Annotated in this window: 17 protein-coding genes; 6 read left to right on the top strand and 11 right to left on the bottom strand. The window is 73.0% G+C overall.

Features of this window, described 5'->3' with window-relative positions:
• Window positions 1-17: 17 nt before the first annotated feature.
• The 6 genes from M8H82_RS01610 to M8H82_RS01585 form a co-directional block, all read right to left on the bottom strand.
• On the bottom strand, window positions 18-1,427 hold the full coding sequence (locus M8H82_RS01610; RefSeq protein ID WP_250070453.1) for a lysine N(6)-hydroxylase/L-ornithine N(5)-oxygenase family protein: 1,410 nt from the start codon (window positions 1,425-1,427) through the stop codon (window positions 18-20).
• A complete protein-coding gene (locus tag M8H82_RS01605) occupies window positions 1,424-2,794 on the bottom strand; it encodes an aminotransferase class V-fold PLP-dependent enzyme (RefSeq protein ID WP_250070452.1) in 1,371 nt (456 codons plus the stop codon). Before M8H82_RS01605 ends, M8H82_RS01610 begins: the two co-directional genes overlap by 4 nt.
• Window positions 2,795-3,061: 267 nt before the next feature.
• Window positions 3,062-5,545, bottom strand: coding sequence for an aminopeptidase N (gene pepN, locus M8H82_RS01600; RefSeq protein WP_250070451.1), 2,484 nt, complete (start codon window positions 5,543-5,545; stop codon window positions 3,062-3,064).
• Between the two features lie 57 nt (window positions 5,546-5,602).
• Window positions 5,603-6,136 carry a two-component system response regulator gene (locus M8H82_RS01595; protein ID WP_250070450.1) on the bottom strand — a complete coding sequence of 178 codons (534 nt, stop codon included), beginning with the start codon at window positions 6,134-6,136 and terminating at the stop codon, window positions 5,603-5,605.
• A 141-nt stretch (window positions 6,137-6,277) separates the two neighbouring features.
• Window positions 6,278-6,637 carry a chorismate mutase gene (locus M8H82_RS01590; RefSeq protein WP_250070449.1) on the bottom strand — a complete coding sequence of 120 codons (360 nt, stop codon included), beginning with the start codon at window positions 6,635-6,637 and terminating at the stop codon, window positions 6,278-6,280.
• A gap of 11 nt (window positions 6,638-6,648) precedes the next feature.
• On the bottom strand, window positions 6,649-7,539 hold the full coding sequence (locus M8H82_RS01585; protein ID WP_250070448.1) for an AraC family transcriptional regulator: 891 nt from the start codon (window positions 7,537-7,539) through the stop codon (window positions 6,649-6,651).
• A gap of 85 nt (window positions 7,540-7,624) precedes the next feature.
• On the opposite strand from M8H82_RS01585, the gene M8H82_RS01580 reads away from it, so the two are divergent.
• Entirely contained in the window at window positions 7,625-9,361 is a 1,737-nt protein-coding gene (locus M8H82_RS01580) for a beta-galactosidase family protein (RefSeq protein ID WP_250070447.1), read from the top strand.
• A gap of 60 nt (window positions 9,362-9,421) precedes the next feature.
• Here the strand turns inward: M8H82_RS01580 and M8H82_RS01575 are convergent, their stop codons facing one another.
• Window positions 9,422-10,222 (bottom strand): trypsin-like serine protease, encoded by an 801-nt coding sequence (locus M8H82_RS01575; RefSeq protein WP_250070446.1) that lies wholly within the window; start codon window positions 10,220-10,222, stop codon window positions 9,422-9,424.
• Between the two features lie 163 nt (window positions 10,223-10,385).
• Between M8H82_RS01575 and M8H82_RS01570 the strand changes: the two genes are divergently transcribed.
• Entirely contained in the window at window positions 10,386-11,267 is an 882-nt protein-coding gene (locus M8H82_RS01570; protein ID WP_250070445.1) for a hypothetical protein, read from the top strand.
• Window positions 11,268-11,320: 53 nt separating this feature from the next.
• On the opposite strand, the gene M8H82_RS01565 is transcribed toward M8H82_RS01570, so the two are convergent.
• On the bottom strand, window positions 11,321-12,226 hold the full coding sequence (locus M8H82_RS01565) for an SDR family oxidoreductase (RefSeq protein WP_250070444.1): 906 nt from the start codon (window positions 12,224-12,226) through the stop codon (window positions 11,321-11,323).
• A 10-nt stretch (window positions 12,227-12,236) separates the two neighbouring features.
• Window positions 12,237-12,974, bottom strand: a complete 738-nt coding sequence (locus M8H82_RS01560) for an SDR family oxidoreductase (protein ID WP_250070443.1) — start codon at window positions 12,972-12,974, stop codon at window positions 12,237-12,239.
• Window positions 12,975-13,027: 53 nt separating this feature from the next.
• On the opposite strand from M8H82_RS01560, the gene M8H82_RS01555 reads away from it, so the two are divergent.
• From M8H82_RS01555 to M8H82_RS01540, 4 genes are read left to right on the top strand one after another with little or no spacing between them, the layout of a single operon-like run.
• A complete protein-coding gene (locus tag M8H82_RS01555; protein ID WP_250070442.1) occupies window positions 13,028-13,771 on the top strand; it encodes an enoyl-CoA hydratase family protein in 744 nt (247 codons plus the stop codon).
• A complete protein-coding gene (locus M8H82_RS01550) occupies window positions 13,768-14,577 on the top strand; it encodes a CoA transferase subunit A (RefSeq protein ID WP_250070441.1) in 810 nt (269 codons plus the stop codon). The genes M8H82_RS01555 and M8H82_RS01550 overlap by 4 nt, the downstream gene beginning before the upstream one ends.
• A gap of 31 nt (window positions 14,578-14,608) precedes the next feature.
• On the top strand, window positions 14,609-15,325 hold the full coding sequence (locus M8H82_RS01545) for a CoA-transferase subunit beta (protein WP_250070440.1): 717 nt from the start codon (window positions 14,609-14,611) through the stop codon (window positions 15,323-15,325).
• Window positions 15,325-16,392, top strand: a complete 1,068-nt coding sequence (locus M8H82_RS01540) for a nitronate monooxygenase family protein (RefSeq protein ID WP_250070439.1) — start codon at window positions 15,325-15,327, stop codon at window positions 16,390-16,392. The genes M8H82_RS01545 and M8H82_RS01540 overlap by 1 nt, the downstream gene beginning before the upstream one ends.
• 77 nt (window positions 16,393-16,469) lie before the next feature.
• Here M8H82_RS01540 and M8H82_RS01535 read toward each other — a convergent pair whose 3' ends face one another.
• Both M8H82_RS01535 and M8H82_RS01530 read right to left on the bottom strand, forming a co-directional pair.
• Window positions 16,470-17,627: an acetyl-CoA C-acetyltransferase gene (locus M8H82_RS01535; protein WP_250070438.1), complete on the bottom strand. Its 1,158-nt coding sequence runs from the start codon at window positions 17,625-17,627 to the stop codon at window positions 16,470-16,472.
• Between the two features lie 42 nt (window positions 17,628-17,669).
• The gene (locus M8H82_RS01530) at window positions 17,670-18,284 is read right to left on the bottom strand and encodes a TetR/AcrR family transcriptional regulator (protein ID WP_250070437.1); all 615 of its coding nucleotides are present in this window, start codon (window positions 18,282-18,284) and stop codon (window positions 17,670-17,672) included.
• Between the last annotated feature and the right edge of the window lie 8 nt (window positions 18,285-18,292).

Raw genomic sequence — 18,292 nt, 5'->3', positions numbered from 1 at the left:
GCTTGCTCGGTGAAGCCTCAGATCCCGTCCATCAGCGGCGTCAGTGCCTGCGGCCGGCGTGCGGGCGGGATCTGGGGCTGTCGTGTGTCCAGGCCGAAGGTGGTGAAGGCGGTGCGGCCGGGCAGGGGGTAGGGCTCCTTGCCGGTCAGGGAGTTGAGGACGGTGGCGCTGCGCCAGGCGGCGAGGCCGAGGTCGGGGGTGCCGACGCCGTGGGTGTGGCGTTCGGCGTTCTGGACGTAGACGTGGCAGCCGGCGCCGGTGACGGAGGGGTCGAGCACGAGGCGGAACTCCTCGTCCACGCGCGGGCGTTCGCGGCTGTCGCGGCGCAGGTAGGGGTCGAGTCCGGCGAGGATGCGGTCCAGGGGGCGTTCGCGGTAACCGGTGGCGAGGACGACGGCGTCGGTGGTGAGGCGGTCGCGGGTGTTCTGCTCGATGTGCTCCAGGTGGAGTTCGATCTTGGTGGTGGCGATCCGGCCCGCGGTGCGTACCCGCACGCCGGGGGTGAGCACGGTGTCGGGCCAGCCGCCGTCCAGGGTGCGGCGGTAGAGCTCGTCGTGGATGGCGGCGATGGTGCCGGTGTCGATGCCCCTGTGGAGCTGCCATTGCGTGGTGAGGAGCCGGTCGCGGACGGGTTCGCCGAGGGCGTGGAAGTAGCGGGTGTAGTCGGGCGTGAAGTGCTCCAGGCCGAGTTTGGAGTACTCCATGGGGGCGAAGGCCTCGCTGCGGCCGATCCAGTGCAGCCCTTCGCGGCCGGCGGGGCGGGCGCGCAGCAGGTCGAGGAAGATCTCGGCGCCCGACTGGCCTGAGCCGACCACGGTGACGTGGCCGGCGGCCAGCAGTTCGGCGCGGTGGGCGAGGTAGTCGGCAGCGTGGTGGACGGGTACGCCGGGGGCCTCGACGAGGGGTTTGAGCGGGTCGGGGACGTAGGGCTCGGTGCCGATGCCGAGGACGATGTTGCGGGTGTAGGTGCGGCCCAGTGCCTCGGCCTCTCCTTCGTCGTCGAGCTGGGTGAAGTCGACTTCGAAGACGTCCCGTTCGGGGTTGAAGCGGACGGCGTCGACCTGGTGGCCGAAGTGCAGGGCGGGCAGGTTCTGGGAGACCCAGCGGCAGTAGGCGTCGTACTCGGCGCGCTGGATGTGGAAGCGCTCGGCGAAGTAGAAGGGGAAGAGCCGGTCGCGGCTCTTGAGGTAGTTGAGGAAGGTCCAGGGGCTGGCGGGGTCGACGAGGGTCACCAGGTCGGCGAGGAAGGGGACCTGGATGGTGGCGCCCTCGATGAGCAGGCCGGGGTGCCAGGTGAAGGCGGGGCGCTGTTCGTAGAAGACGGTGTCGAGTTCGGTGAGCGGGTGGGCGAGGGCGGCGAGGGAGAGGTTGAACGGGCCGATGCCGATGCCGACCAGGTCGCGGGGTGTGTCGGGGGTGGGGCTCATCGGGGGGTGGTTCCTTCCACGAGGTTCAGCAGGGCGGCCAGGTCGCCTTGGCCGGTGCGGGGGTTGAGGAGGGTGACCTTGAGCCACAGCCGGCCGTCGAGCCTGGCCCGGCCGATGACCGCGCTGCCGTCGGTGAGGAGGGTGCGGCGGACGGCGGCGACGGTGTCGTCGGGGGCGGCGCGGGGGCGGAAGACGACGGTGCTCAGGGTGGGGCGGCCGTAGAGCTGGAAGCGGGGGTGGCGGTCGACGAGGTCGGCGAACTCGGTTGCGGTCTCGCAGACTTGGTCGACCAGCTGTCCCAGTCCGCGGCGGCCGAGGGTCTTGAGGGTGACCGCGATCTTGAGGATGTCGGGGCGGCGCGTGGTGCGCGGGGAGCGGGTGAGGAGGTCGGGGAGGCCGGCTTCGGTGTCGTCGTCGGCGTTGAGGTAGTCGGCGTGGTGGTGCAGGGCGGTGAGGTCGTGCGGGGTGCGGACGGTGAGGAGTCCGGCGGCGACCGGCTGCCAGCCGAGTTTGTGCAGGTCGAGGGTGACGGTGTCGGCGGCGTCCAGGCCGCGCAGCTTGTGCCGGTGCCGGTCGCTGAACAGGAGTCCGCCGCCGTAGGCCGCGTCGATGTGGAGGCGGGCGCGGTGGCGGGCGCAGAGGGCGGCGATCTCGGGGAGGGGGTCGATGAGACCGGCGTCGGTGGTGCCCGCGGTGGCGGCCACGAGGTGCGGTCCCGGCAGGCGGGTGAGGGTCTCGTCCAGGGCGGCGGGGTCGAGGGTGCCGGTGGGGGCGGGGACGGAGGCCGGTTCGGGGAGGCCGAGCAGCCAGGCGGCCCGGGGGAGGGAGTGGTGGGCGTTGGCGCCGTGGATGAGCCGGATCCCGCGGCGCGCTTCGCGGGCGAGGAGGAGGGCGAGCTGGTTGGATTCGGTGCCGCCGGTGGTGACCAGGGCGTCTGCCGGGGCGTCGGCGGTGCCCGTGACCAGTGCGGCGAGTGCTTGGGTGACCAGGGCTTCCAGTGCGGATGCCGCGGGGGCCTGGTCCCAGGAGTCCAGGGACGGGTTCAGGGTACTGGCGGCCAGGTCGGCCGCGGTGGCCACCGCCAGGGGCGGGCAGTGCAGGTGGGCCGCGCACAGCGGGTGCGCCGGGTCGGCCGAGCCTTCCGCCACCGCCCGCACCAGGGCGTACAGGGCCCCCGGGTCGCCGTCCTCCGGCAGCGGGTCGCCGACGGCGTCCCGGACGCGGGCCGCGACGGCCTCCGGGCCGCCGGTGGGCAGCGGGCCGCCGCGGGCGCGGGTGCCGTCCGTCAGCGCCTCGAGGACGGTGTCGAGCAACGGGCCCAGGGCGGGCGGGCCTTCGGGTCCCGAGGCGAGGGGCGGCATGCTCATGGGGCCCAGCTTGTACGCCCATGAAGCGACGTGTCCGAAAAGCCCGGGGTTCGGAACCCGAAAGGGGGTACTTCCGTGCGGGGGAAAACGTGCCGGACGCCCGGCGTAGAGGCTGAACCCGCCGGACCCCGGCCCGGCGGAGGCTGAGCCCGCCGGACCCCGGCCCGGCACAGGCTGAACCCGCCGGACCCCGGCCCGGCACAGGCTGAACCCGCCGGACCCCGGCCCGGCAGAGGCTGAACCCGCCGGACGCCCGACCGGCGGGTGCTAGATCTCCCGCACGCGCAACGCCCTGCCCAGGTCGTCGAGTTGGTCCACCAGCTTGCGGCGCAGCGCCGGGATCGGGTCCGCCTCGCGCAGGCAGGCCTCGCCCAGGCTCAGCGTCTCCGCGTCCACGGCGTACACCGGGAACGCCCAGCGGCCGACGACATCGGCGATGGCCGGGCCGCGGCGGGCGGCGACGGCGACCGCGTCCCGGTAGTAGCGCGGCACGTACTGCCGGACCAGTTCGGTCTGTTCGGGCTGCCAGAAGCCCTGGGCGGTGGCCGTGAAGAGGTAGTTGGAGAGGTCGTCCGTGGCGAACATCTGGTCCCAGGCGCGCGCCTTGGCCTCCGGGTCGGGCAGGGCCGCGCGGCAGCGGGCCGCGCCCTCCTGGCCGGTGGCGCTCGGGTCGCGTTCCAGTTCGGCGGCGATGGCGGTCTCGTCGGTGGCGCCGAGGACAGCGAGCCGGGACAGGATCCGCCAGCGCAGTTCGGGGTCGAGTTCGGGGCCGCCGGGCACGATGCCGTCGGCGAGCCAGGCCGCGATGGGCTCGGGTTGCGCGGTGACGTCGATGAAGTGGCGTACGGCGATCAGGCGCAGGCCGGGGTGGTCGCCGTCCTCGGTGCGGCGGATGAGGTCGCGGCACAGGGAGGCGAGGGTGGCCAGGGCGGCGGGGCGCTGCCCGGGGGCGAGGTAGCGGTCGGCGACCTGGACGGAGGCAAAGCCGAGGACGCCCTGGACGAGGGCGAGATCGGTCTCGCGCGGGAGGTTGGTGCGGGCGGTCTCCAGGTAGGCGGTGGCGGGGAGTTCGCCGTCGCGGACGGCGTCCCGCAGGGCGTTCCAGACGACCGCGCGGGTCAGCGGCTCGGGCAGCCCGGACAGGGCCGTGCGGACGCCTTCGAAGGACTCGGGGTCGAAGCGGACCTTGGCGTAGGAGAGGTCGCCGTCGTTGAGCAGGAGGAGGGTGGGGCGCTTGCCGATGGACTGCGGCTCGGTCTGCGGGACGTCGAGGTCGAGGCGTTCGCGCAGCACCAGGTGGCGGCCTTCGTCGGCGACGTCGAGGTCGTAGAGGCCGACGGCGATGTGGTGCGGGCGGCTGCCGGTGCGCTCGACCTGGAGGGTGTAAGTGCCGTCGGCGGCGGGCGTCACCCGCGGGGTGAGGGTGTCGACGCCGGTGGTGCGCAGCCAGGCGTCGGCCCAGGCGTGCACGTCGCGGTCGGTGTGGGCGGCGAGGGAGTCGATGAAGTCGGCGAGGGTGGCGTTGCCGAACCTGTGCCGCTCGAAGTGGGTGTTGATCCCGGCGAGGAAGTCCTTCTCGCCGAGCCAGGCGACCAGTTGGCGCAGTGCGGAGGCGCCCTTGGCGTAGGAGATGCCGTCGAAGTTGAGGAGCGCGGAGGCGGTGTCGTCGACGGCCTCGGGGGCGACGGGGTGGGTGGACGGGCGCTGGTCGGCGTCGTAGCCCCAGCCCTTGCGGACGACTCCGAAGTCGGTCCAGGTGTCGGTGAAGCGGGTCGCCTCGGTGAGGGTCTGGTAGCCCATGTACTCGGCGAAGGACTCGTTCAGCCAGATGTCGTCCCACCAGCGCAGGGTGACGAGATCGCCGAACCACATGTGGGCCATCTCGTGGGCGATGACCATGGCGCGGGTCTGGCGCTCGGTGTCGGTGACGGCGGAGCGGTAGACGAAGTCGTCGCGGAAGGTGACCAGGCCCGGGTTCTCCATGGCGCCGGCGTTGAACTCGGGGACGAACGCCTGGTCGTAGGAGTCGAAGGGGTAGGGCTCGGTGAACTTCTCGTGGTAGCGGTCGTAGCACTGCCTGGTGACGGCGAGGAGTTCGTCGGCGTCCGCGTCGAGGTAGGGGGCGAGCGAGCGGCGGCAGTGCAGGCCGAAGGGCAGTCCGCGGTGCTCGGTGGTGACCGAGTGCCAGGGTCCGGCGGCGACGGCGACGAGGTAGGTGGAGATCGGCGGGGTCGGCGCGGCCGTCCAGACGCCGTCGGTGTGCTCGGTGATGCCGTTGGCGAGGACGGTCCAGCCCTCGGGGGCCTTGACGGAGAGCGCGAAGACGGACTTGAGGTCGGGCTGGTCGAAGGCGGCGAAGACGCGCTGCACGTCGTCCATGAACATCTGGGTGTAGACGTAGGTCTCGCCGTCGGTGGGGTCCGTGAAGCGGTGCATGCCCTCGCCGGTGCGCGAGTAGCGCATGGCGGCCTCGACGCGCAGTTCGTGCTCTCCGGCGGTGAGGTTCTTCAGGGGCAGCCGGTTGCCGTCCAGGGTCTCGGGGTCGAGCGGCTGTCCGTCCAGGGTGACCGAGCGCAGTTCCGCGGGCTTGACCTCGACGAAGGTGTCCGCGTCGGCGCGGGTGGCGAAGCCGATGACGGTGACGGAGTCGAAGGTCTCGTCGCCCGTGGTCAGATCGAGTTCGATCGTGTAGCGGCGGACGTCGAGGAGCTGGGCACGGGTCTGCGCTTCGTCGCGCGTCAGTACGGACATGCAGGACATGCTGCCTGATGGCACCGGCAAGTCACAGAGGCGGATCGGTACGCGGGGCTATGTCCGGTCCTGCGCCGGTCGGGCGCCGGAGATGTCGCGCTGCGGCGGGACCCGGGCGTCGGGGTGGGGCAGGACGGGTGCGCCGGTGCCCGCGCGGTCCTCGACCAGGGCGCGCAGTTCGCGGACCTCCTGCTCCAGGGCGCGGTGGCGGCGGTGGGCGTCGTAGAGGTAGCGGACCTTGGTGCGTAATGTCCAGGGGTCGACGGGTTTCATCAGGAGGTCGGCGACGCCCAGTCCGTAGGCGATCGACGTCAGTTCCTGGTCCGGGCCGAAGCCGGTCAGCAGAATGACCGGAATGTGCTGGGTCTGTTCGAGGCGCCGCAGGTAGCGCACCACGTCCAGACCGCTGACGCCGGGCATGCGCACATCCAGCAGGAGCAGTCCGACCTGCCCGCGCAGCACCTGTTTGAGCGCGTCGTCGCCGGAGGTGGCGCGGCTGAGCTGGTAGCCCAGGGGGGCCAGGGCGCTCTCCAGCGCGTACAGCGTGTCCTCATGATCGTCGACGATGAGGATCTTGGCATCCGACGGCATGGTCCGACGTCCCTCCCGCATGGGACCACCAGCGTGTGTCCATGACGCTGACGGGGCGTGCCCGCCGACTGACAACGAGTGCACAGCGCAGCATGCCCCGTGCGGGCGGCCGTGTCACCTCCCCCTCGCTTCGGGAGCCGGTCAGTTCGCCGTGGGCGCAGCGTCGTTGACCGTGTTCTCGGTGGTCCCGGCGATGTTCTCGTGGTGCCTGATCACCTCGGCGATGATGAAGTTGAGGAATTTCTCGGCGAAGGCCGGGTCGAGCTTGGCGTTCTCGGCGAGCGTGCGCAGCCGGGCGATCTGCCGGGCCTCGCGGGCCGGGTCGGCGGGCGGCAGCTGGTGCTCGGCCTTGAGGTGGCCGACCTGCTGGGTGCACTTGAAGCGCTCGGCGAGCATGTGGACGACGGCCGCGTCGATGTTGTCGATGCTGTCGCGCAGACGCGCGAGCTCCGCGCGGACAGCGGGGTCTACGTCACCGGTTCCGGTGATGCTGGTGGTCATGGGCGACCACCCTACAAAGCCCCGGGCGGTTCGATCATGGGTGGATCGTCCGGATCCGGCACCCGGTCGCTCCAGCCGCCGGGGACGGTACGGCCCTGCTGGGCGCGGAAACGGACGGGGGGCATGCCGGTGCGGCGGGTGAACAGCCGGGAGAAATAGGCCGGATCGTCGTACCCGACGCGCCGGGCGACGGCCGCGACGGGCAGGTCGGTGGCGGCGAGGAGTTCCTTGGCGCGGCCCAGGCGGATGCCGAGCAGATAGTCCTTGGGGCTGCATCCGGCGCCGCGGCGGACGGCGGCGCGCAGTTCGGGCAGGGTCATGCCGTGCCGGGCTGCGTGCTCGGCGACCGTCATCGGGGTGCAGGCGTCCCGGGCGAGCGCCCTGAGTACCTGGTCGCCGTCGGGGGTGAGGTCGGCGCGGGCGCGGTGCAGGGCGACGAGGAGCTCATGGACGGCGGCCGCGGTCTCGACCTCCAGCAGCGGGTTGTCGCGGCGGGCGGCCCGCGCGATCCGGGTGATCACCCCGCGCGGGGTCGCGGCGTCCGCGAGGGGCACCACGGGGCGCTCCGGTTCGATGCAGCCGAGTTCGGTGTACGTGGCGGTCGCGGGCCCGGTGAAGTCGACGAACCCCTCGTCCCAGCCGGTGGCGGGGTCGGGGGCGTAGTGGTGCGGGACGCCGGGCGTGAGCCAGAGCAGCGCGGGCGCGGTGACGGTGGTGCGGCGGCCGTCGGGGTGCTGGTACCAGCCGCCGCCGGCGCTGACGACGACGGCGACATGGTGGTCCAGGGTGCGCGGGCCGACGGCGGGCAGGGCGCCGTACTGCAGGCCGACGCCGAGGCAGACCAGGCCGAGGCGGTGGTGGACGGGGCCGGGCGTGAAAAAGCGCATCCAGGTGTGGTACATCGGCGCTCTCCCGCGTTCTCTTCCGTCCAACCAGCGCCGATCTTTGTCCATGGATCCGGTCGCCGCCAGGGGTGAGGGTGGCGGCATGAACGACTTCGCGGTGGGGGACACCGCTTTTCTGCTGGACGGGCGGCCGGTGCGGCTGCTGTCCGGCGCGCTGCACTACTTCCGGGTGCACGAGGAGCAGTGGGACCACCGGCTGGCGATGCTGCGCGCGATGGGCCTCAACTGCGTCGAGACGTACGTGCCGTGGAACCTGCACGAGCCCCGGCCCGGCGAGTTCCGGGACGTGGCCGCGCTCGGCCGCTTCCTGGACGCGGCCCGCCGGGCGGGGCTGTGGGCGATCGTGCGGCCGGGCCCGTACATCTGCGCCGAGTGGGAGAACGGCGGGCTGCCGCACTGGGTGCCCGGTCACGCACGCACGCGTGACGAGCGGTTCCTGCGTCCCGTGCGGGACTGGTTCCGGCGGCTGCTGCCCGAGGTCGTGGCCCGGCAGGTGGACCGCGGCGGCCCGGTGATCATGGTGCAGGTCGAGAACGAGTACGGCAGCTACGGCTCGGACGCCGCGTACCTGTCCTGGCTGGCCGGGCTGCTGCGCGCGGAGGGGGTGACGGTCCCGCTGTTCACCTCGGACGGCCCGGAGGACCACATGCTGAGCGGGGGCTCGGTCCCGGGCGTCCTGGCGACGGTGAACTTCGGCTCCCACGCGCGGGAGGCGTTCGAGGCGCTGCGCCGGCACCGGCCGGACGGGCCGCTGATGTGCATGGAGTTCTGGTGCGGCTGGTTCGACCACTGGGGGGCCGAGCACGTCGTACGGGATCCGCGGGAGGCCGCCTCGGTGCTGCGGGAGATCCTGGAGTGCGGGGCCTCGGTCAACCTGTACATGGCGCACGGCGGCACCAGCTTCGCGGGCTGGGCGGGCGCCAACCGGGGCGGCGGCGATTTGCACGACGGGCCGCTGGAGCCCGACGTGACGTCCTACGACTACGACGCCCCGATCGACGAGGCCGGACGGCCCACGGCGAAGTTCTGGGCCTTCCGCGAGGTCCTCGCCGCCTACGCCGAGGGCCCGCTCCCCGAGCCCCCTCCCCCGCCCGCCCCGCTGGCCGCCCCCACCGGGGCCCGCCTGACCGCCTGGGCGCCCCTGGAGGCCGTACTGGAGGCACGGGGCGGTGCGGAGGTGTCCGGGCCCGTCCCGCCGACGTTCGAGGAACTGGACGTGGACCGGGGCCTGGTGCGCTACGAGGTGCGCGTGCCGGGGCCCCGGCAGCCGTATCCGCTGACCGCGCGCGGGCTGCGGGACATCGCGGTGGTGTACGTCGACGGCGAGCGGGCCGGGATCCTCACCGAGGAGGACGAGCGGCTCCCGGAGCCGGTCGGCGGGCACGCGCGGGTGGAGCTGTGGGTGGAGTCGCTGGGGCGGGTCAACTACGGGCCGCGGTGCGGGGAAGCCAAGGGGATCACCGGGGGGATCCTGCACGAGCGGCAGTACCTGCACGACGTACGCGCGCGTGGGCTGCGGCTCGACGACCTGGACGATGTGTCGGCCGTGCCGTTCCGGGAGCCTGACGGGACGGGGGCGCCTGGGCTGTACCGGGGCACGGTGACCGTCCGGGGTGCCGGGGACGCGCTGCTGGAACTGCCGGGGTGGACGCGGGGGTTCGTGTGGGTGAACGGCTTCTGCCTGGGCCGGTACTGGTCGGCGGGGCCGCAGCAGGCGCTGTTCGTGCCGGGTCCCGTGCTGCGCGAGGGGGAGAACGAGGTGCGGGTGCTGGAGTTCGAGAGCGCGTCGGCGCAGCCGCCCGCCCTGCGGGGCGTGTGAGCCGCACGCCCTCCCTGACGGTGAGGGCGTGCGGCGCACGCCGTGCTCGTGGCCGCGTCCCTACAGGGCCGACGCGGCCCGGGCTATGTCGGCGGCGAACGTGTTCACCTGGGTGTAGACGCCGGGCACTCCCGCGCGGGCGCAGCCGTCGCCCCAGCTGACGATGCCGACCTGGATCCACTTGCCGGCGTCGTCCTTGCGGAACATCGGGCCGCCGGAGTCACCCTGGCAGGTGTCGACGCTGCCGCGCGTCCAGCCGGCGCAGAGCTCCTCCTTGGCGACCAGCCGGGGGCCGTAGTGGCGCTTGCACACGCGGTCGGCGACGAACGGCACCGTGGCCTTCTGCATCTTGGTGGTGCCGGTGCCCGCGCCTTCCCGGGTGTCGCCCCAGCCGGCGATCGTGAACATGCCGCGGTTGTAGCGGTCGGTGGTGGCGATCTTCAGCGTGGGCTTGTCGATCGGCTTGGCGAGCTTGATCAGCGCCCAGTCCTTGCCGGTGCCGTCGTAGCCCGGGGCCACCTTGACCTTGGTCGACTTGACCTTGATCGCCGAGGAGGAGTTGAGGTCGCTGACACCGGCGGTGACGGTGATGCCGTTGTTGTTGCCGGAGCCGTCCATGCAGTGGGCGGCGGTCAGGACGACGTCCTTCTTGTAGAGCGCCCCGCCGCAGCCCATCGAGAGGTGGACCATGAAGGGGAACTCGTTCTGCGCCGCGGGCGTTCCTCCTACGACGCGGGTGTCCGCGGCGTGGGCGGCGCTCAGGGGCTGCAGGGAGGCCACGGCGAGGGCGACGGCACTGAGCGCCACGGCTCGCTTGACCAGCGTCAGGCCGCCGCTTCTCGTGGGCGTGTTATGGGTCAACGCATGTCCTTTCGTGGGGGGGTTGGGCGGCCCGCAGTATGAAGATCGAGGAGGGGTCGTGACAAGGACGGATCTCACGTACCGGGGAGGGAACCCGAGCGGGGAAATATCCCTCACCTCCCCGTAGAGTGGAATCGGGTTCAGGCGTCTTGGGGGTTCGGACGTGGCGAACGGCGGACCGGTCGAGCACGGATATCCACACCTGGAGACGGTGCGGGCGGCGATCACCGCGCTGTACAAGCGGTTGTCGTACGACACCGTCCGGACGTTCGCGAGCAGTGTGGTCCCGGCGGACGTGGCGTTCTGCGACACCGACGATCTTTATCTGGGCACCCAGCGGGTGGCCCGGGAACTGGTGCGGCACTACCGGCTGCCGGACGCCCGGGTCATCGTGAGCTTCCGGGAGATGACGCATGCGGCGAACGTCGAACTCGCCGCGGGGCCCGAGTACTTCGTGGAGCTGAACGACCGGTTCCGGACGCATCGGCGGGACATCGGGGCGGCGCTGGCCCACGAGATCATGCATGTGTATCTGCACCGGCTGGACCTGTCGTTCCCCGGCACCCGGGACAACGAGATCCTCACGGACACCGCGACGACGTACCTGGGCGCGGGGTGGCTGCTGCTGGACGCGTACCGGGAGGACGCGGCGTCCTCGCAGAAGCTGGGGTATCTGACGCCGGAGGAGTTCGGCTACGTCCTCGCCAAGCGGGCGCTGGTCTTCGGGGAGGACCCCTCGGTGTGGTTCACCAGTCCGCAGGCGTACACGGCATACGGCAAGGGCCTTGCGGAGGCCCGCCGCGACGGGCAGCAGCCCCCGCTGACGGCGGCGGGCTGGGCGGGCCGGCGCCGGTACGCGCGCGACCGGCGCCACGGGGGCGGCGGACCGGCCCCGGGTGCGCCCTACACCTTCACCCCGGACGGCGGAGGGCTGCGGGTGTCGTTCCCCTGCCCGACATGCCACCAGCGGATCCGGGTGCCGGTACGGGGGCGGGTGCGGGCGCGGTGCGGGTTGTGCCGGACGGTTTTGGACTGCGACACGTAGGGCTCCGCCGGGGGGCGGGGAGCGCCCCCCGGCCCCGCCTCCCGCCGCGCCCCCTACCCCCCGTAAACCCGCCCCGGCGTCTCCGCCTCCGCCAGGAGTTTCACCACCGTCTCCCCCGCCTCCCGTGCACCCCACCGTGCCCCCTTGTCCGCGGTCGGCCCCCTTCGCCAGCCCTCCATCACCGTGATGCGGCCGGCCTCCGCCTCGAAGACGCGCCCTGTCACTCCCGCGCTCGCGGCCGAGCCCAGCCAGACGACCAGCGGGGAGACGTTCTCCGGGGCCATGGCGTCGAAGCCCGAGGCGGGGACCGCCATGGTGTCGGCGAAGGTGCGTTCCGTCATCCTCGTGCGGGCCGCCGGGGCGATGGCGTTGACCTGGACGCCGTAGCGCCCGAGTTCGGCGGCCGCCACCAGGGTGAGTGCCAGGATCCCGGCCTTCGCCGCGCTGTAGTTGCCCTGCCCCAAGGCCCCCAACAACCCGGCCCCACTGCTGGTGTTGATGATCCTCGCCACCGGAGTACGCCCCGCCTTGGCCTCCGCGCGCCAGTGCGCCGCCGCGTGTTTCAACGGCAGGAAGTGGCCCGTGAGGTGGACGCGCACCACCGCGTCCCACTCCTTCTCGTCGAGGTTCACCAGCATCCGGTCGCGCAGGAACCCGGCGTTGTTGACCAGGGTGTCGAGGCGGCCGTACGTGTCCAGGGCCGTCCGGATCAGCGAGGCGGCCCCCGCTGTCGTCGCGATGTCGCCGCCGTGGGCCACCGCCTCGCCGCCCGCCGAGCGGATCTCCTCGACGACCCGCCCCGCCGGGCCCTCGGGGTCCGGCGTGCCGTCGAGGCCGACGCCGAGGTCGTTGACGATCACCCGCGCCCCCTCCGCCGCGAAGGCGAGCGCGTGGGCGCGGCCGAGGCCCCGCCCGGCGCCGGTGACGACGACGACCCGTCCGTCGCAGAGTCCGGTCATCTCAGCTCCCTCACGCCTCACCAGCAGTCACCGCATCCAGAAAGGCCGGCCGCTCCCCGCCGCCATGCACCTGCAGCGCCGCCCCGGTGACATACGCGGCCGCGTCCGAGGCGAGGAAGACCGCCGCCGCGCCCACGTCCGCCGGCTCGGCCAGCCGGCCCAGCGGGACCGTCCTCGACACCGCCGCGACGCCCCGCGCACCGCCGTAGTGCAGATGCGCCAGTTCGGTGCGGACCATCCCGACCACCAGCGTGTTGACCCGTACCTCCGGCGCCCACTCCACCGCCATCGAGCGGGCCAGGCTCTCCAGACCCGCCTTGGCCGCTCCGTAGGCCGCCGAGCCCGGCGAGGGGCGGCCGCCGCTGACGCTGCCGATCATCACCACGCTCCCCCGGGCCCGCCGCAGCAGCTCGTACGCGGCGAGCGAGACCGTCAGCGGGGCCGTCAGGTTCAGCTCCAGCACGCGCGCGTGCCGTTCCGCGTCCGCCTCGGTCAGCAGCCGGTAGGGGGTGCCGCCCGCGTTGTTGACGAGGACGTCGAGTCGGGGCAGCCCTTCGAAGAACCGCCGCGCCGACGCCGGGTCTCGCACGTCCAGGGGCCTGAACTCCACTCCCTCGCACGGCACTTCCGGTGCCCGGCGCGCGGCCGCGATCACCTCCGCCCCCGCCGCCACGAAGGCCCGGGCGATCCCGGCGCCGACGCCGCGCGTGCCGCCGGTCACGACGGCGAGCTTCCCGCTGAGCTCCATCCGCTGCTACCTTCCACCTAACAAACGTTAGGTGGAAGGTAGCTGATGCGCCCATGAGTGTCTCCACCTCGTCCCCGGAAAAGGGGATCCGCGTCGTCACGGTCGACCACCCGCCCGTCAACGCCCTCCCCGCGACCGGCTGGTTCGCCCTCGCCGACGCCGTCCGCACGGCGGGCCGCGACCCGGAGGTGCGGTGCGTGGTGCTGGCCGCCGCGGGGCGCGGCTTCAACGCGGGCGTGGACATCAAGGAGATCCAGGCCCACGGCCGGACCGCGCTCATCGGCGCCAACCGCGGCTGCCACGAAGCGTTTTCGGCCGTGTACGAGTGCGAGGTGCCCGTGGTGGCGGCGGTGCAGGGCTTCTGCCTGGGCGGGGGCATCGGGCTGGCCGGCAACGCCGACGCGATCGTCGCGAGCGAGGACGCCACCTTCGGCCTGCCCGAACTGGACCGGGGCGCGCTGGGCGCCGCCACCCATCTGGCCCGGCTCGTGCCGCAACACCTCATGCGCACTCTGTACTTCACCTCCCGCACGGCCACCGCGGCCGAGCTGCACGCGCACGGCTCGGTGTGGCGGGTGGTGCCCCGCGCGGAACTCGCGCAGGCCGCCCTGGAGCTGGCCCGGGACATCGCCGCCAAGGACGGCGAGCTGCTGCGCCTGGCCAAGGCCGCCCTCAACGGCATCGACCCCGTCGACGTCCGCCGCAGCTACCGCTTCGAGCAGGGCTTCACCTACGAGGCCAGCGTGAGCGGCGTCGGGGACCGGGTCCGGGACACCTTCGGGGAGGCGCCCGCATGACCGACAAGACGATGACCGCCGACGAAGCCGTCTCCCGGCTGTCCGACGGCATGACCCTCGGCATCGGCGGCTGGGGCTCCCGCCGCAAACCGATGGCCCTGGTCAGAGCACTGCTCCGCACCGGGATCACCGATCTCACGATCGTCTCGTGCGGCGGCCCCGACGTCGGCATGCTCGCCACCGCCGGACGCGTCCGCAGGCTCGTCGCCCCCTTCGTCACCCTCGACTCCATCCCCCTGGAACCCCACTACCGCGCCGCCCGCGAACAGGGCACCCTCCAGCTCACCGAGATCGACGAGGCGATGTTCCTGTGGGGCCTGCGCGCCGCCGCCAACCGGCTGCCCTTCCTCCCGGTGCGCGCCGGACTCGGCTCGGACGTCATGCGAGTCAACCCCGCTCTGCGCACGGTCACTTCGCCGTACGAGGACGGCGAGACCTTCGTCGCCATGCCCGCGCTGCGGCTCGACGCGGCCCTGGTCCACGTCAACCGCGCCGACCGGCGGGGAAACGGCCAGTACCTGGGCCCCGACCCGTACTTCGACGACCTCTTCTGCGAGGCGGCGGACACCGCGTACGTCTCCTGCGAGCGGATCGTCGACACCGCCGAGCTGACGAAGGAGGCCGCGCCCCAGACCCTGCTGATCGGACGGCACACCGTCACCGGCGTGATCGAGGCCCCGGGCGGCGCCCACTTCACCTCCTGCGCCCCCGACTACGGCCGCGACGAGGCCGTACAGCGCCAGTACGCGACCACGCCCTGGCCGGAGTTCGCCGAGCGGTACCTCCGGGACGGGAGGACGGCATGACCGCCACCCGCGCCGGGGACGGGAGGACGGCATGACCATCACCCGCGCCGAGTACTGCGTCATCGCCTGCGCCGAGGCCTGGCGCGGCGCAGGCGAGATCCTGGCGAGCCCCATGGGCCTGATCCCCTCCGTCGGAGCCCGCCTCGCCCGGCTGACCTTCGCCCCGGACCTGCTGCTCACCGACGGCGAGGCGATGCTCGTCCGCCCGGACGGCACCGCCGAGGGCTGGCTGCCGTACCGCCGGCACCTCGCCCTGGTCACCGGGGGGCGGCGGCACGTGATGATGGGCGCGAGCCAGATCGACCGGTTCGGCAACCAGAACATCTCCTGCATCGGGGACTGGGCCAGACCCGCGCGGCAACTCCTCGGGGTGCGCGGGGCGCCGGTCAACACGCTGAACAACCCGACCAGTTACTGGGTTCCGCGACACTCCCGGCGCGTCTTCGTCGAGCGCGTCGACATGGTCTGCGGAGTGGGCTACGACCGTGCCGCCGGCGCCCGCTACCACCGCATCCCGCGCGTCGTCTCCGACCTCGGCGTCTTCGACTTCGCCACCCCCGACCGCTCGATGCGGCTGGCCGCGCTGCACCCCGGCGTCACCGTCGAGGAGGTCCGGGAGGCGACCGGCTTCGCGCTGGCGGTCGCGGACGAGGTGCCGTGCACCCGCGACCCCTCCCCCGGCGAACTGCGTCTGATCCGCGAGGTGATCGACCCGGGCGACACCCGCGCGCGGGAGGTGGACCACTGATGGAGACCGCGCTCACCCGGCTCGTCGGGGTCCGGCATCCGCTCGTGCAGACCGGGATGGGTTGGGTGGCCGGGCCCCGGCTGGTCTCCGCCACCGCCGACGCGGGCGCGCTCGGCATCCTGGCCTCCGCCACGATGACCGTCGACCGGCTCCGCGAGGCCGTCCGCGAGGTCAAGTCCCGTACGGACGCGCCCTTCGGCGTCAATCTGCGCGCGGACGCCTCGGACGCCGGCGACCGCGTCCAGGTGATCATCGACGAGGGCGTCCGGGTGGCCTCCTTCGCCCTCGCGCCCTCCGCCGGGCTGATCGCCGAACTGAAGGAGGCGGGGGTGGTGGTGATCCCGACCGTCGGCGCGCGGCGGCATGCCGAGAAGGTTGCGGGCTGGGGCGCGGACGCGGTGATCGTGCAGGGCGGCGAGGGCGGCGGGCACACCGGCGAGGTGGCCACCACGGTGCTGTTGCCGCAGGTGGTGGACGCGGTGCGGATTCCGGTGGTGGCCGCGGGCGGCTTCTTCGACGGGCGGGGCCTGGTCGCCGCGCTGGCCTACGGCGCGGCGGGCGTCGCCATGGGCACCCGCTTCCTGCTGACCTCCGACTCGACCGTCCCGGACGCGGTGAAGGCGCGCTATCTGGCGGCGACGGTCCGGGACGTCACCGTCACCACGGCCGTCGACGGCCTGCCGCACCGCATGCTCCGTACCGACCTCGTCGCGGCGCTGGAGCGCTCCGGCCGGGCCAGGGCCCTGTTCCAGGCCGTACGGCGGGCCGCCGGGTTCCGGCGGCTGTCGGGGCTGTCCTGGCGCCGGATGATCCAGGACGGGCGCGCCCTGAAGCGGGGCAAGGACCTGACCTGGAGCCAGATGCTGCTGGCCGCGAACACGCCGATGCTGCTCAGGGCGTCGATGGTGGACGGCCGGACGGACCTCGGGGTGATGGCGGCGGGACAGGTCGCCGGAGTGATCGACGACCTGCCGTCCTGCGCGGAACTGGTGGACCGGATCATGACGGAGGCGGCGCGAACGCTGCGCGCGCTGCCGGTGGGCACCGCGCCCGGCACCGGCCGATAGGGGCAAGGTCGGCAACCACCGCCGCGTGCACCGGTCGCGCTGGCGCGCCGCCTCCCGTCACAGGCTCCCGACGACCCTCACAGCCGCTCGATGACCGTCACGTTGGCCTGGCCGCCGCCCTCGCACATCGTCTGGAGGCCGAACCGGCCGCCGGTGCGCTCCAGTTCGTGCAGGAGCGTGGTCATCAGGCGGGCGCCCGTGGCGCCCAGGGGGTGGCCGAGGGCGATGGCGCCGCCGTTGACGTTGACCCGGTCGGGGTCCGCGCCGGTCTCCTTCAGCCAGGCCAGGACGACCGGCGCGAACGCCTCGTTAATCTCGACGAGGTCGATCGCGTCGATGGTCATGCCGGTCTTCTTCAGGGCGTGCGCGGTGGCCGGGATGGGTGCCGTGAGCATCCGGATGGGGTCCTCCCCGCGCACCGAGAGGTGGTGCACGCGCGCGCGTGGCGTGAGCCCGTGCTCGCGCACCGCCCGCTCGGAGGCGAGCAGCAGGGCCGCCGCCCCGTCGGAGACCTGCGAGGAGCAGGCGGCGGTGATCGTGCCGCCGTCCACGACCGGCTTCAGCGCGGCCATCTTCTCCAGCGAGGTGTCCCGGCGCGGCCCCTCGTCGGCCACGACGTCACCGTGGGCGACCAGTTCCCGGTCGAAGCGCCCCTCGTCGATCGCCCGCACCGCCCGCTCGTGGGACCGCAGCGCGAACTCCTCCTGGTCGCGCCGGCTGATGCCCCACTTCGCGGCGATCATCTCGGCGCCGGCGAACTGGTTCACCGGCTTGGAGCCGTACCGCGCCTGCCAGCCCTCGCTGCCCGCGAAGGGGCCCTGGGTCAGCCCGAGCGGCTCGGCGGCCTGCCGGGTGGCGTAGGCGATCGGGATCATCGACATGTTCTGCACCCCGCCGGCCACGACCAGGTCCTGGGTGCCGGAGAGCACGGCCTGGGCGGCGAAGTGCACGGCCTGCTGGGAGGATCCGCACTGCCGGTCGACGGTCACCCCGGGCACCTCCTCGGGCAGCCCGGCCGCCAGCCAGCAGGTCCGGGCGATGTCCCCGGCCTGCGGGCCCACGGCGTCCAGGCACCCGAAGACGACATCCTCGACGGCCGCCGGATCGACGCCCGTACGCGCCACCAGTTCCTTCAGCACCCGTGCGCCGAGGTCGGCCGGATGCACCCGGCCGAGCCCTCCCCCGCGCCGCCCCACGGGCGTACGGACCGCTTCGACGATGTATGCCTCGGCCATGACGACTCCCCAGACTCCGGGCTCCCCGGACTTTCCGACGGGTTATGTGCGTACGGCGATCCCGTCCAGCACCATCGACAGGTACTGCCGGGCGATCTCCTCCGGGCTGTGGTGTCCGCCGGGCCGGTACCAGGACGCGGCGACCCACACCGTGTCCCGCACGAACCGGTAGGTGAGCCGGACGTCGAGGTCCGCGCGGAACACCTCGGCCGCGACCCCGCGCTCCAGCGTGGACAGCCACGCCTTCTCGAACCGGCGCTGGGATTCGGCGAGGAACGCGAACCGCTCCTGCGCCACCAGCTGCCTGCTCTCCTTCTGGTAGATCGCGACGGCGGCGCGGTGCCGGTCGATCTCCCGGAACGACTCGGTGACCAGTGCTTCGAGGGTCTCCCGCGGCCCCAGCGCGGCGCCGAGAACGGTGTCGTAGCCGTCCCACAGCTCGTCGAGGAAGGTGCGCAGGATCTCCTCCAGCATCGACTCCTTGGAGTCGAAGTGGTAGTAGAGGCTGCCCGCGAGCATGCCCGCGTGGTCCGCGATCTTGCGTACGGTGGTGGCGTTGTAGCCCTGTTCGGCGAAGACCTCGGCGGCGGTGTCGAGGAGTTCGCGGCGCCGGGCGGGCGCGGCGGCGGTCACCTGGGGCTTCTTCTTGGTCGGCACGGATCCAT

The sequence above is a fragment of the Streptomyces sp. YS415 genome (assembly GCF_023544665.1).
In the GTDB taxonomy this organism is placed as follows: Bacteria; Actinomycetota; Actinomycetes; order Streptomycetales; family Streptomycetaceae; genus Streptomyces.
This window is presented reverse-complemented; position numbering and strand designations above follow the sequence as displayed.

Coding starts and splice junctions, on each gene's coding strand:
- M8H82_RS01610 (WP_250070453.1), bottom strand. CDS start 1,427: ATGAGCCCCACCCCCGACACACCCCGCGACCTGGTCGGCATCGGCATC.
- M8H82_RS01605 (WP_250070452.1), bottom strand. CDS start 2,794: ATGAGCATGCCGCCCCTCGCCTCGGGACCCGAAGGCCCGCCCGCCCTG.
- pepN (WP_250070451.1), bottom strand. CDS start 5,545: ATGTCCGTACTGACGCGCGACGAAGCGCAGACCCGTGCCCAGCTCCTC.
- M8H82_RS01595 (WP_250070450.1), bottom strand. CDS start 6,136: ATGCCGTCGGATGCCAAGATCCTCATCGTCGACGATCATGAGGACACG.
- M8H82_RS01590 (WP_250070449.1), bottom strand. CDS start 6,637: ATGACCACCAGCATCACCGGAACCGGTGACGTAGACCCCGCTGTCCGC.
- M8H82_RS01585 (WP_250070448.1), bottom strand. CDS start 7,539: ATGTACCACACCTGGATGCGCTTTTTCACGCCCGGCCCCGTCCACCAC.
- M8H82_RS01580 (WP_250070447.1), top strand. CDS start 7,625: ATGAACGACTTCGCGGTGGGGGACACCGCTTTTCTGCTGGACGGGCGG.
- M8H82_RS01565 (WP_250070444.1), bottom strand. CDS start 12,226: ATGACCGGACTCTGCGACGGACGGGTCGTCGTCGTCACCGGCGCCGGG.
- M8H82_RS01560 (WP_250070443.1), bottom strand. CDS start 12,974: ATGGAGCTCAGCGGGAAGCTCGCCGTCGTGACCGGCGGCACGCGCGGC.
- M8H82_RS01555 (WP_250070442.1), top strand. CDS start 13,028: ATGAGTGTCTCCACCTCGTCCCCGGAAAAGGGGATCCGCGTCGTCACG.
- M8H82_RS01550 (WP_250070441.1), top strand. CDS start 13,768: ATGACCGACAAGACGATGACCGCCGACGAAGCCGTCTCCCGGCTGTCC.
- M8H82_RS01545 (WP_250070440.1), top strand. CDS start 14,609: ATGACCATCACCCGCGCCGAGTACTGCGTCATCGCCTGCGCCGAGGCC.
- M8H82_RS01540 (WP_250070439.1), top strand. CDS start 15,325: ATGGAGACCGCGCTCACCCGGCTCGTCGGGGTCCGGCATCCGCTCGTG.
- M8H82_RS01535 (WP_250070438.1), bottom strand. CDS start 17,627: ATGGCCGAGGCATACATCGTCGAAGCGGTCCGTACGCCCGTGGGGCGG.